Genomic DNA, 13430 nt, shown 5'->3' on the forward strand with positions numbered 1-13430 from the left:
ATTTAGGAGGCAACAAGAATGAAAATGATGGACGCTAACGAAATTATTTCGTTTATTCAAAAAAGTGAAAAGAAAACTCCTGTAAAGGTATACATAAAAGGGGATTTAAAAGAAGTAACATTCCCTGAAACGGTACAAGCATTTGTAAATAAAAAGTCTGGTGTGTTATTTGGAGAATGGTCTGAAATTAAGACAATTCTTGATGAAAAAAACAAGCACATCGTTGATTACGTTGTTGAAAATGACCGTCGTAATTCTGCAATTCCAATGCTTGATTTAAAAGGTATTAAAGCTCGTATTGAGCCAGGCGCGATCATTCGTGACCACGTTGAAATCGGCGACAACGCTGTTATTATGATGAATGCAACAATTAATATCGGTGCTGTAATTGGTGAAGGTTCTATGATCGACATGAACGCAGTACTTGGTGGACGTGCAACTGTTGGTAAGAACTGTCACGTAGGTGCTGGTGCAGTACTTGCAGGTGTTATTGAGCCACCTTCAGCAAAACCAGTTATCGTTGAAGATGATGTTGTAATTGGTGCTAACGTAGTTGTGTTAGAGGGAGTTACAGTAGGTAAAGGTGCAGTTGTAGCAGCAGGAGCTGTTGTAACAGAAGATGTACCTCCATATACAGTTGTTGCGGGTACTCCAGCACGTGTAATTAAAGAGATTGATGAGAAGACAAAAGCAAAAACTGAAATTAAACAAGAGCTTCGTCAATTAAACCCAGAGAAATAAAAACAAAAAGCGTAAGGGCATAAACGGGCTCTTACGCTTTTTATAGATAGAGGTGCAAAAATGGCAGTAAGCAAATTCATTCAAATTCGTAGAGACTTACACAAAATACCGGAAATTGGATTTAAAGAGTGGAAAACACAACAGTATATTTTAGATTATATAGGAACGCTTTCTAATGAACATGTGGAAGTGAAAGTATGGGAAACAGGTGTCATTGTTAAAGTAAATGGAAAAAATCCAGAAAAAATTATCGGTTATCGCGCAGATATAGATGGTTTACCAATTACAGAAGAAACTGGATATGAATTTGCTTCTATTCACGAAGGAATGATGCATGCATGTGGACACGATGTACATACAACAATCGGTTTAGGCCTTCTAACAGCAGCTGTAACAGAAAGAGTAGATGATGACCTAGTGTTTCTATTCCAACCAGCTGAAGAAGGGCCAGGAGGGGCTCTTCCTATGTTAGAGAGCGAAGAGTTAAAAGAATGGAAGCCGAATGTAATTCTAGGCCTTCATATTGCACCTGAATACCCTGTAGGAACAATCGCCACAAAAGAGGGGCTATTATTTGCGAATACATCAGAGTTATATGTTGATTTAAAAGGGAAAGGTGGACATGCAGCCTACCCTCATACTGCCAATGATATGATTGTTGCAGCAAGTCATCTTGTTACACAACTACAATCTGTTATTAGTCGTAATGTGAATCCTCTTGATAGTGCAGTAATTACAATCGGAAAAATAACAGGTGGTACAGTTCAAAATATCATAGCAGAAAAGTCCCGCTTAGAAGGAACGATTCGAACGTTATCAGTGGAATCAATGAGTCGTGTGAAAAGTAGAATTGAGGCAATTGTTGCAGGTATAGAAGCTTCCTTCCAATGTGAAGCGGTGATTGACTACGGAGCGATGTATCATCAAGTATATAACCATGAAGCATTAACGAGAGAGTTTATGCAGTTCGTAAGTGAACAAACTGATATGAATGTCATTACATGTACTGAGGCAATGACAGGTGAAGATTTTGGTTATATGCTTCAAGAGATTCCTGGATTTATGTTTTGGCTTGGGGTAAATTCAGAATATGGTTTACATCACGCAAAATTAAAACCAGATGAAGAGGCGATCGAGAAAGCTATCGTATTTTTAGATCAATATGTGAAGTGGAAGGGAACTAGAAAGTGAAATCGCTTGCCAACTTTGCAACAATTTAAAGTGGGTACTTGTTAGTTCAAGGATGGAAAGGTCTTTCACATTTGTTTTGGATGCACAGCGGCATACAAATGGATAAAATAATGAGCAGTGGTTTTGAGCCGCTGCTCATTATTCATTATCGCTTATTGAGAAGATGATTAGTTAACTAGCTTATATATGTTTACATTTCGTGTAGAAAGTGTGTAAAATCAAGGTGAAACATAGAAAAAAGGGTGGGGAATTACGTGCAAATTAGCAGTGCAATATTGTGTTTCGTCTTATATGCGTATGTGATTATTGCGGCGGTTTATTTTGGGATAAGTTTTTATGCTTACCGTTTAGTAGATAATCACGAATATGACGAGACATATAAATGGGTGAAGAGATATTTATCACCTGTATTAGAAATTATGAATGGGTTTGTGCTCTTTTTATTTATTGGGTTAATTGCTTTCTCAACGAGTTTAGTAGGGAATAAAACAACATTATTTGTACTAGGTATCATTATTTTTATGTTGTTAGGTATACGGATTGGTAACACCGTGTTTTGGAATGAAAGAAAAGTAGATGGTTGGACGGGAATGCTCATTCCATGCATGCTAGCTGCTATTGTGACGAATATAGAACATGAATATTACCAGTTACATTTTTGGCTCATTATTGTATTAACAATACTCTCCGTTTTGTATATAAGTACTGTTGTGCTAACATACATTGCAAATGAAAAAGGAGATGTAAAAGGTACGCGTTTCTTTAGAGGACGTGCATTGTTATGGAGCGTGCCGACAATGGCGGTTATAGGGATTATTGCGATATTAGTAAATGGATATCAATTTACTAATTGGCAACTGTTTTTAGAAAGTTGGTGGATTTTCATCATTTCGTTTATCGCTTTTTTAGGTGCGACGCATTATTTATTCCATCAACATCATTACATATTGGCATTGTTATTCGCGTTTATCCAACTATTATTTGCTTTCTTCGGACAAGAAACGTTATTATTCGTTTTTGAAACATTTAGTTCATTTGGAAACATATTTGTATTTGGTATGTTAATTTTCAGTATCGCATTTTATTTACAACAGTATTTTTATATGCAAAAACAAAAATAAGAATGACATACAAGTTTTTGTAGCAAATTTAAAGTATGTTACAATAAAAATACATAGTATTCGATGTTATTGGAGGAATTCCTGTGGGTGAAAAAGAGAAAGAATTTGCTGTCATCGGGCTTGGACGTTTTGGTGGAAGTATTTGCCGAGAACTCGCTCAATTAGGTATGGAAGTAATGGCAATTGATTCGGATGAGGATAAAATTAATGAGTTTGCAAATATAGCTTCACATGCTGTAATTGCAGATTCAACAGATGAGATGGTATTAAAAAGTCTTGGTATTCGTAATTTTGATCATGTAGTCGTTGCGATTGGAGATAATTTAAATTCAAGTATTTTAACAACATTAATTTTGAAAGAGTTAGGTGTAAAAAATATTACTGTAAAAGCTCAAAATGATTACCATGAAAAAGTGTTAAGTAAAATAGGGGCAGATCACATTGTGCACCCAGAACGTGATATGGGAAAAAGGATTGCTAATAATATTGCATCAAGTAATGTATTAGACTATCTTGAGCTGTCGGATGAGCATAGTATTGTAGAAATTATTGCAAATAAAAAAATTGATGGTCATTCTTTAATCGAATTAGATATTCGTGCGAAGTTTGGATTGAATATTGTAGCAATTAAACGTGGTAAAGAAGTAATTGTATCTCCTCGAGCTACGGAAAATATTCAAGCAGGAGATATATTAATTGTAATTGGTCATGACGATGAAGTAGATCGTTTTAAACACTTTTTAAGATAAGAGAAAAGGACAATACCATGAAGGTATTGTCCTTTTTCTTATATTTCCATAATGATTGGTAAAATCATTGGACGACGTTTCGTTTTTTCATATAGGAATGGTGCTAATGTGTCTGTAATTTCATTTTTAATTTCAGACCATTGTGTTGTTTTACGCTCCATTACTTTTTCTAAATGAGTTGTAATTAATGTTTGAGCATCATTAATTAAATCACTACTTTCGCGCATATACACGAAACCACGTGAGATAATATCAGGTCCTGCTGCAACTTTAAACTCTTTCATATCGATACTTACAACTACAATTACAAGTCCTTCTTCAGAAAGAATACGACGATCGCGTAATACGATATTACCGATATCTCCAATACCATTTCCATCAATATAGACAGAACCAGATGGGATTTTACCAGCTACGCTTGCTTCATCTGAACGAAGAGCAAGAACATCTCCATTATCCATGATGAAACAATTTTCTTCTGGAATACCACAATCATTTGCTAACTTCATATGCATGCGTTGCATACGATATTCACCATGAATTGGCATGAAATACTTCGGCTTGATTAAGCGAAGCATTAGTTTTTGTTCTTCTTGGCCGCCATGTCCACTCGTATGAATGTTTGACAGTTTTCCGTGGATTACATCAGCACCAGCACGATACAACATGTTAATTGTGCGGCTTACACTAATTGTATTACCAGGGATTGGTGAAGAAGAGAAAACAACTGTGTCGCCAGGAATGATTTGAATTTGACGATGCGTACCATTGGCAATACGTGAAAGTGCTGCCATTGGCTCACCTTGACTACCTGTACATAAAATAACAACTTTATTAGCCGGTAGGCGGTTTAGTTGAGCTGTATCTATGAATGTATCCTTCGGACAGCGAATATAACCGAGGTTTTGTCCGATTTCAATCGCTGCTTCCATACTTCGGCCAAACACAGCCACTTTACGATTGTTTTCAACAGCCGCTTCAACAACTTGTTGCAAGCGATGGATATTTGATGCAAAGGTTGCAAAGATAATACGACCTTCTACTTTGCGGAAAATATCTTGAATACTATCACCAACACGGCGCTCAGACATTGTAAAGTTTGGAACTTCACTGTTTGTACTGTCAGATAAGAGACAAAGTACACCGTCTTTTCCGATTTCAGCCATTTTTGTTAAGTCCGCTGGTTCACCAACTGGTGTGAAATCAAATTTGAAATCTCCAGTATGTACAACTTGTCCTTGAGGTGTTTTCACAACAACTCCGTATGAGTCTGGGATACTGTGAGTTGTACGGAAGAAGGAAACAGATGTCTTTTTAAATTTAATAACATCATCTTCTTGAATTTCATAAAGTTTTGCTTTACGAAGTAATCCGTGCTCTTCTAATTTGTTCTTGATTAGTGCAATTGCTAATTTTCCGCCATAAATCGGAATGTTTACTTGACGTAATAAGTAAGGAATTCCACCGATATGATCTTCGTGACCATGTGTAATGAATAATCCTTTAATTTTATCTTCGTTTCGCACAAAATAAGTGTAATCTGGTATTACATAATCGATTCCGAGGAGTTCGTCTTCTGGAAATTTAATTCCAGCATCAATAATAATAATTTCATCTTGAAATTGAACAGCATATGTATTTTTACCGATTTCACCAAGTCCACCTAAAGCAAAAACGGCTGCTTGATCATTCTTTAGAAATTTCATATGACTATACGATTTCCGCTAATGTTAAATCAGCGTTTTCTTTTTCATATTCAAGATGATTGCCAGTAACAGACTGAACGAACTCGATATTATATGCGAACTTATTTAATTTCTTACGAACATCCTTTTCAGACGTAGCCTCTAAATATAAAACTTTTGTATTTTCACGTACTGGAACCTCAGTCATTTTGTCTTGATAAAATACTTTAAAAATCATTTGGAAAACCTCTCCTTGTCTATGTTTTGCATTATCTGTTACTTATTATAAAGCAAACAGTCACGATTTTCATGTTTTTTCGAATGAGAATGAAGAAAAAGCCCGAAATGGGCACAATTTAAGCGATTGTCTTTTTACGGACTAGATCTTTTAAATAACGCTTGAGCTTTTTCTTCAGCTTCTTCAGCATGATTACTCCTTCCTTTCCTTATTTAAAACATGCATAGTACTAGTGAAAACGCCGTCTCTGATATAAGAAAGAAGACAAAAGTGAATGTTGAATCTTGTCTTTTCTCATACTGGGAAAGTTATTCTATAGTAACGATTAGTAGCCGTTAGTTATAGGTATAGTATGAGAAAAAATAGAAAAGAAAATTCATACGAACAAGTATCCACATTTTTTACTAATATATATATGCAGGTTTCATAAATAAGGTCAGAAAGTGAACGCTTTCTTCACAGATGTTTAATATGTTATACTTTTTTTTAGAATTTGAAAAGCGATAATCAAAATAGGAATATAGAGTAACAGAAAGGATTTTGACAAATGAATGATAAAATTGTCTTTTTTGATATTGATGGAACATTATTAGATCATGATAAAAAGATACCTCAATCTACAAGAGATGCAGTAAGACAGTTACAAGAAAAAGGTGTGCATGTAGCAATTGCGACAGGGCGTGCGCCATTTATGTTTGAAGATATTCGTAAGGAACTTAATATCCATAATTATGTTAGCTTTAATGGACAGTACGTTGTATTTGAAGACGAGGTAGTATTTAATAACCCATTACATCCAGCTGCTCTACATAAGTTTACTCAGTTTGCAAAGCAAGAAGGGTATCCACTTGTATATCTTGATCATCAAGAAATGAGGGCTTCAGTAGAATATCATGATTATGTGAAAGAAGGTTTTGGAAGCTTAAATTTTGAGCATCCGGCATATGAACCTGATTTTTATGATGGACGCAATATTTATCAAACGCTTCTTTTCTGTGAAGTGAATGAAGAGGAGAAGTTTATTAATCAGTACCCAGACTTTCATTTTATTCGCTGGCATGCGTATTCAATGGATATTATTCCAAATGGTGGTTCGAAGGCAAAAGGGATTGAGAAATTCATTGAAAAATTAGGATTTAATCGTGAACAAGTGTATGCATTTGGAGATGGCTTAAATGATTTAGAAATGATTGAAGCGGTTGGGACAGGTATTGTGATGGGGAATGGTCATGAAGACTTGAAAAAACTCGCAAATCATGTAACAAAGGATGTTACTGAAGACGGCATATACCATGGATTAAAATGGGCTGGATTACTATAAGTGAATATGGAACCCATTTCATATAATAAAAAGGCGGAAGATTAACTCCCGCCTTTTTTTATTATCGCTCGAGAGGCTTTGAATCGTCAGGAGCAGCAAATGGATTTTCTTTATTAATGTGGTCATAGAACATAACACCATTTAAATGGTCAATTTCATGCTGAAATACAATTGCTGGTAAACCTTTTAAACGTAATTTTACTTCTTCACCGTTAATAGATGTTGCTTTCACTGTAATTCTTGTATAACGAGGGACATAACCAGGTACTTCGCGGTCTACTGATAGACAGCCTTCCCCACTTTGTAAATATGTACGTTCAACAGAATGACTAATGATTTTTGGATTGAATAATGCATGACTATATAACGTACCGTCCGTATCAGTTACATGAACCGCAATCATCTTCTTTGAAATACCGATTTGCGGAGCCGCTAATCCAATTCCAGGACGTAAACTATATTTTTCAGCCATTTCAGGATCTTGGCTATTTATTACAAATTCAATCATTTCTTGAAGTGTATTTGTATCTTCTTCGCTCGCTGGTATTACTACCTCTTCTGCAACGTTTCGCAAAATAGGATCTCCTTCGCGAATGACATCTTTCATTGTAAGCATATGTAATCTCTCCTTTCCCCTTTAGTCTACCAAAGGAGATGAAAAAAGTCATCGACAAGTAGGGAAAGCGTTCTACTATAGAATATGTATGTAATAAAAAGAAAAGACGGCAGAGCCGTCTGTTTCTTTCCATAGTTGTTTCGTTTTACATTAGCGAATGCAAGCAGCACCAACGATAATTAAAAGAATAAACAACACAACGATTAAGGCGAAGCCGCGTCCAGACCCGCCACAAGAACCGCCATAACCGTAGGAAGGGGTTGAACAAGTTGGATAGCAATATGAGTATCCGTACATGAGATGACCTCCTTTATCATTTCCCGCTAATATTGCGGTTACTATAATGTATGGAGGGAAGAGTAGAAATGTATGGGTAATTACCTATAAAAGGAAGAAGAGTTTGTATATTTTTACTAAGAAGAGAGAAAAACTAAAGAGAATTAAATCGTTTACATATTATTCTAAGAGAAAAAACAAGTTAAAAAGGGAATAATATAACAGCGGGTTAATGCTTACTAATACAGATGTGAAAAATAAAAACACGTTTGTGTAGAAGAGACCTGCAGATTATTTATAAAAAAACGTATTCAAAGTAATTGACATCGTAATTAGAATAGTTGTAAACTAAAAAACGTGATCAAGATTGTATTAATATGTTTCTGAAAAAACATTAGTACAGATTGTTAGGTACACAAAATTATTCTCAACCGACAAATAAATTTGTTGGTTTACATTGTTGCGTTTTCAGTCTAGCCAATAGATAGTGAAAGCGTTTCAGAATATGGTTCAAGAGAGGAAGAGGTGAACGGAATGGGTACTAAAACAAAAAAGACCCTATTTAATGTTGATGAGCAAATGAAAGCTATCGCAGCTCAATTTGAGACATTACAAATTTTAAATGAAAAAGGCGAAGTTGTGAATGAAGCAGCTATGCCTGAATTATCTGATGATCAATTAAAAGAATTAATGCGCCGTATGGTGTATACTCGCGTACTAGATCAACGTTCTATTTCTTTAAACCGTCAAGGACGTTTAGGTTTCTACGCACCAACAGCTGGACAAGAGGCTTCTCAATTAGCAAGTCATTTCGCACTTGAAGCAGAAGATTTCATCTTACCAGGATATCGTGATGTGCCACAATTAGTATGGCACGGTTTACCATTATACCAAGCATTCTTATTCTCTCGTGGACATTTCATGGGTAACCAAATGCCTGAGAACGTAAATGCACTTGCTCCACAAATCATCATCGGTGCGCAAATCATCCAAACTGCTGGTGTTGCGTTAGGTATGAAACTACGTGGCAAAAAATCTGTTGCAATTACTTACACTGGTGACGGTGGTGCTTCACAAGGTGACTTCTACGAAGGTATGAACTTTGCGGGTGCATTCAAAGCTCCAGCAATCTTCGTTGTACAAAACAACCGTTATGCAATCTCTACTCCAGTAGAAAAGCAATCTGCAGCTAAAACTGTAGCTCAAAAAGCAGTAGCAGCAGGTATTTACGGAATTCAAGTAGACGGTATGGACCCATTAGCTGTATACGCAGCAACTGCTTTCGCTCGTGAGCGCGCAGTAAACGGCGAAGGCCCTACTTTAATCGAGACTTTAACATTCCGTTACGGTCCACATACAATGGCTGGTGATGACCCAACTCGTTACCGTACAAAAGATATCGAGAACGAATGGGAACAAAAAGATCCAATCGTACGCTTCCGTGCATTCTTAGAAAACAAAGGCCTATGGTCTCAAGAAGTTGAAGAGAAAGTAATCGAAGAAGCAAAAGAAGATATCAAACAAGCAATTGCTAAGGCTGACCAAGCTCCAAAACAAAAAGTTACTGATTTAATGGAAATCATGTACGAAAAAATGCCTTACAACTTAGCTGAACAATATGAAATTTACAAAGAAAAGGAGTCGAAGTAAGCCATGGCTCAAATGACAATGATTCAAGCAATCACTGATGCTTTACGCGTTGAAATGAAAAATGACCCTAACGTACTTGTGTTTGGTGAAGACGTTGGTGTAAACGGCGGTGTATTCCGTGCTACTGAAGGTTTACAAGCTGAATTCGGTGAAGATCGTGTAATGGATACTCCACTTGCAGAGTCTGGTATTGGTGGACTTGCAGTTGGACTTGCACTAGAAGGATTCCGTCCAGTTCCAGAAATCCAATTCTTCGGTTTCGTATATGAAGTAATGGATTCAATTTCTGGTCAATTAGCTCGTATGCGTTACCGTTCTGGTGGACGTTGGACTGCTCCAGTAACAGTTCGTTCTCCATTCGGTGGCGGTGTTCATACTCCTGAACTACATGCTGATAGCTTAGAAGGATTAGTGGCTCAACAACCTGGTCTAAAAGTTGTTATTCCATCTACTCCATATGATGCAAAAGGTCTTTTAATCTCTGCGATTCGTGACAACGATCCAGTTATCTACTTAGAGCATATGAAATTGTACCGTTCATTCCGTCAAGATGTACCAGAAGGCGAATACACAATTGATTTAGGTAAAGCTGATATCAAACGTGAAGGTACAGATGTATCTGTTATCGCTTACGGTGCTATGGTTCACGCTGCATTAAAAGCTGCTGAAGAACTTGAAAAAGAAGGTATCTCTTTAGAGGTTGTTGACTTACGTACAGTTCAACCATTAGATATCGAAACAATCATCGCTTCTGTTGAAAAAACAGGCCGCGTAGTTGTAGTTCAAGAAGCACAAAAACAAGCTGGTATTGCAGCTAACGTTGTAGCGGAAATTAACGACCGTGCAATCTTAAACTTAGAAGCTCCAGTTGTACGTGTTGCAGCTGCTGATACAGTATTCCCATTCTCTCAAGCTGAGAGCGTATGGTTACCAAACCATAAAGATATTGTTGAAGCTGTTAACAAAGTAATGAACTTCTAATTTTTAGCTTTTCATGTGCAAAAGAAATCAGCACATGCTGGTTTCTTTTGTACATATTCTATAATAATGAAATGAATCAGGGGGCTGAATTCCGTGGCATTTGAATTTAAACTACCAGATATCGGTGAAGGTATCCACGAAGGTGAAATCGTAAAATGGTTTATTAAACCAGGCGATGAAGTAAACGAAGACGATGTACTTCTTGAAGTACAAAATGATAAAGCAGTAGTAGAAATCCCTTCTCCAGTTAAAGGTAAAGTACTTGAAGTACTTGTAGAAGAAGGAACAGTTGCAATCGTAGGAGATACATTAATTAAATTTGATGCTCCTGGATACGAAAACCTTAAATTTAAAGGTGACGATCATGATGCAGCTCCAAAAGCTGAAGAAGCAGCAGTAGAAGCTCCAGCAGCGGAAGCTACTCCAGCAGCAACTGCAGAAGTGGTAAATGAGCGCGTAATCGCTATGCCATCTGTTCGTAAATATGCTCGTGAAAACGGCGTAGACATTCATAAAGTAGCTGGTTCTGGTAAGAACGGCCGTATCGTAAAAGCTGACATCGATGCATTTGCAAATGGTGGACAAGCAGTAGCAGCAACTGAGGCTCCAGCAGCAGTAGAAGCTACTCCAGCAGCAGCGAAAGAAGAAGCACCAAAAGCACAACCAATTCCAGCTGGTGAATATCCAGAAACTCGTGAGAAAATGAGTGGTATCCGTAAAGCGATTGCAAAAGCAATGGTTAACTCTAAGCACACAGCTCCTCACGTAACATTAATGGATGAAGTTGATGTAACTGAGCTTGTTGCTCACCGTAAGAAGTTCAAAGCTGTTGCAGCTGACAAAGGTATTAAATTAACTTACCTTCCATACGTTGTTAAAGCTTTAACATCTGCATTACGTGAATTCCCAATGTTGAATACTGCTTTAGACGATGCTTCTCAAGAAATCGTTCATAAACATTACTTCAACATCGGTATCGCAGCTGATACAGACAAAGGTCTATTAGTACCAGTTGTTAAAGATACAGATCGTAAATCAATCTTCACTATTTCTAACGAGATCAATGATCTTGCTGGTAAAGCACGTGAAGGTCGTTTAGCTCCGGCTGAAATGAAAGGTGCTTCTTGCACAATTACAAACATTGGTTCTGCAGGTGGACAATGGTTCACTCCAGTTATCAACCACCCAGAAGTAGCAATTCTTGGTATCGGCCGTATCGCTGAGAAGCCAGTTGTGAAAAACGGTGAGATTGTTGCAGCTCCAGTATTAGCATTATCTCTAAGCTTTGACCATCGTTTAATTGACGGCGCAACTGCTCAAAAAGCATTAAACCAAATTAAACGTCTATTGAATGACCCACAATTATTAGTAATGGAGGCGTAATAACAATGGTAGTAGGAGATTTCCCAATTGAATTAGATACAGTCGTTGTTGGTGCAGGTCCTGGTGGATACGTTGCGGCAATTCGTGCAGCACAATTAGGTCAAAAGGTAGCAATTATTGAAAAAGCTAACCTTGGTGGCGTATGCTTAAACGTTGGATGTATTCCTTCAAAAGCGTTAATCAATGCAGGTCATCGTTATGAGAATGCAATGCATTCTGATGACATGGGTATCACTGCAGAGAACGTAAAAGTTGACTTTACAAAAGTTCAAGAATGGAAAAACGGCGTAGTTAAGAAATTAACTGGCGGTGTTGAAGGCCTTCTTAAAGGTAACAAAGTTGAAATTATTCGCGGTGAAGCTTACTTCGTAGATGCTAACACATTACGCGTAATGACTGAAGATGCAGCTCAAACTTACACGTTTAAAAATGCTGTTCTTGCAACTGGTTCTACACCAATCGAAATTCCTGGATTCAAATACTCTAAACGTGTTATCAACTCTACAGGTGCTTTAAGCTTACCTGAAATTCCTAAAAAACTTGTTGTAATCGGCGGCGGTTACATCGGTATGGAATTAGGTACTGCATATGCTAACTTCGGTACAGAAGTTACTGTAGTAGAAGCTGGCGACGAAATCTTAGCTGGTTTCGAAAAAGCTATGAGCTCTGTTGTTAAACGTGCTCTTCAAAAGAAAGGTAACGTAAATATCCATACAAAAGCTATGGCTAAAGGCGTTGAAGAAACAGAAACTGGCGTAAAAGTTAGCTTCGAAGTTAAAGGTGAAATCCAAACTGTAGAAGCAGATTACGTATTAGTAACTGTAGGTCGTCGTCCAAACACTCAAGAAATCGGTCTTGAGCAAGTTGGAGTTAAAATGACTGACCGCGGCATCATCGAAATCGATGAGCAATGTCGTACAAACGTACCAAACATCTATGCAATCGGTGATATCGTTCCTGGACCACCATTAGCTCACAAAGCTTCTTACGAAGGTAAAGTAGCTGTTGAAGCAATCAGTGGCCATGCATCAGCAATCGATTACATCGGAATTCCTGCAGTATGCTTCACTGATCCAGAATTAGCATCTGTTGGTTACACTAAGAAACAAGCTGAAGAAGCAGGAATGACAGTAGCTGTATCTAAGTTCCCATTCGCTGCAAACGGTCGTGCGTTATCATTAAACAGCACTGACGGTTTCCTACAACTTGTAACACGTAAAGAAGATGGTCTTCTTGTAGGTGCTCAAGTTGCAGGTGCAGGCGCTTCTGATATTATCTCTGAGATTGGTTTAGCTATCGAAGCAGGAATGACTGCAGAAGATATCGCTCAAACAATCCATGCTCACCCAACATTAGGTGAAATCACAATGGAAGCAGCTGAAGTTGCTCTTGGAATGCCAATTCACATTGTAAAATAATTTAAGTAATGAAAATAGCCCATCTCTTATTTAAAGAGATGGGCTATTTTTTATTTTAAT

At 37.3% G+C, this 13430-nt stretch carries 13 protein-coding genes; 9 read left to right on the forward strand and 4 right to left on the reverse strand.

Features of this window, described 5'->3' with window-relative positions:
* Positions 1-18 precede the first annotated feature (18 nt).
* From dapD to AC3WTI_RS22910, 4 genes are all read left to right on the forward strand, one after another.
* Positions 19-741 carry a 2,3,4,5-tetrahydropyridine-2,6-dicarboxylate N-acetyltransferase gene (dapD, locus tag AC3WTI_RS22895; RefSeq protein ID WP_097840554.1) on the forward strand — a complete coding sequence of 241 codons (723 nt, stop codon included), beginning with the start codon at positions 19-21 and terminating at the stop codon, positions 739-741.
* 60 nt (positions 742-801) lie between these two features.
* Positions 802-1932, forward strand: coding sequence for an N-acetyldiaminopimelate deacetylase (locus AC3WTI_RS22900; protein ID WP_097840553.1), 1131 nt, complete (start codon positions 802-804; stop codon positions 1930-1932).
* 254 nt (positions 1933-2186) lie between these two features.
* Entirely contained in the window at positions 2187-3053 is an 867-nt protein-coding gene (locus AC3WTI_RS22905) for a cytochrome C oxidase assembly protein (protein WP_097840552.1), read from the forward strand.
* An 83-nt stretch (positions 3054-3136) separates the two neighbouring features.
* On the forward strand, positions 3137-3802 hold the full coding sequence (locus tag AC3WTI_RS22910; RefSeq protein ID WP_000504032.1) for a potassium channel family protein: 666 nt from the start codon (positions 3137-3139) through the stop codon (positions 3800-3802).
* A 38-nt stretch (positions 3803-3840) separates the two neighbouring features.
* On the opposite strand, the gene rnjA is transcribed toward AC3WTI_RS22910, so the two are convergent.
* Together rnjA and AC3WTI_RS22920 are read right to left on the reverse strand one after the other, a co-directional pair.
* Entirely contained in the window at positions 3841-5508 is a 1668-nt protein-coding gene (gene rnjA, locus AC3WTI_RS22915) for a ribonuclease J1 (protein WP_000670370.1), read from the reverse strand.
* A 4-nt stretch (positions 5509-5512) separates the two neighbouring features.
* A complete protein-coding gene (locus AC3WTI_RS22920; protein ID WP_048530714.1) occupies positions 5513-5725 on the reverse strand; it encodes a DNA-dependent RNA polymerase subunit epsilon in 213 nt (70 codons plus the stop codon).
* A gap of 547 nt (positions 5726-6272) precedes the next feature.
* Between AC3WTI_RS22920 and AC3WTI_RS22925 the strand changes: the two genes are divergently transcribed.
* Positions 6273-7046, forward strand: coding sequence for a Cof-type HAD-IIB family hydrolase (locus AC3WTI_RS22925; protein ID WP_087958534.1), 774 nt, complete (start codon positions 6273-6275; stop codon positions 7044-7046).
* Positions 7047-7107: 61 nt separating this feature from the next.
* Here AC3WTI_RS22925 and def read toward each other — a convergent pair whose 3' ends face one another.
* Both def and AC3WTI_RS22935 read right to left on the reverse strand, forming a co-directional pair.
* Positions 7108-7662 carry a peptide deformylase gene (def, locus tag AC3WTI_RS22930; protein ID WP_087958535.1) on the reverse strand — a complete coding sequence of 185 codons (555 nt, stop codon included), beginning with the start codon at positions 7660-7662 and terminating at the stop codon, positions 7108-7110.
* A gap of 150 nt (positions 7663-7812) precedes the next feature.
* Positions 7813-7959: a YjcZ family sporulation protein gene (locus AC3WTI_RS22935; protein WP_048530707.1), complete on the reverse strand. Its 147-nt coding sequence runs from the start codon at positions 7957-7959 to the stop codon at positions 7813-7815.
* A 513-nt stretch (positions 7960-8472) separates the two neighbouring features.
* On the opposite strand from AC3WTI_RS22935, the gene pdhA reads away from it, so the two are divergent.
* The 4 genes from pdhA (at position 8473) to lpdA (ending at position 13370) form a co-directional block, all read left to right on the forward strand.
* Positions 8473-9588 (forward strand): pyruvate dehydrogenase E1 component subunit alpha, encoded by a 1116-nt coding sequence (gene pdhA, locus AC3WTI_RS22940; RefSeq protein WP_000536893.1) that lies wholly within the window; start codon positions 8473-8475, stop codon positions 9586-9588.
* A 3-nt stretch (positions 9589-9591) separates the two neighbouring features.
* Positions 9592-10569, forward strand: a complete 978-nt coding sequence (gene pdhB / locus AC3WTI_RS22945) for a pyruvate dehydrogenase complex E1 component subunit beta (protein ID WP_000068166.1) — start codon at positions 9592-9594, stop codon at positions 10567-10569.
* Positions 10570-10662: 93 nt separating this feature from the next.
* Positions 10663-11952, forward strand: coding sequence for a pyruvate dehydrogenase complex dihydrolipoyllysine-residue acetyltransferase (gene pdhC / locus AC3WTI_RS22950; RefSeq protein WP_087958536.1), 1290 nt, complete (start codon positions 10663-10665; stop codon positions 11950-11952).
* 5 nt (positions 11953-11957) lie between these two features.
* Complete coding sequence (gene lpdA / locus AC3WTI_RS22955) at positions 11958-13370, forward strand: dihydrolipoyl dehydrogenase (protein WP_061678278.1); 1413 nt, start codon at positions 11958-11960, stop codon at positions 13368-13370.
* Positions 13371-13430 lie beyond the last annotated feature (60 nt).

It is taken from the genome of Bacillus sp. EB106-02-03-XG38, from assembly GCF_058792175.1.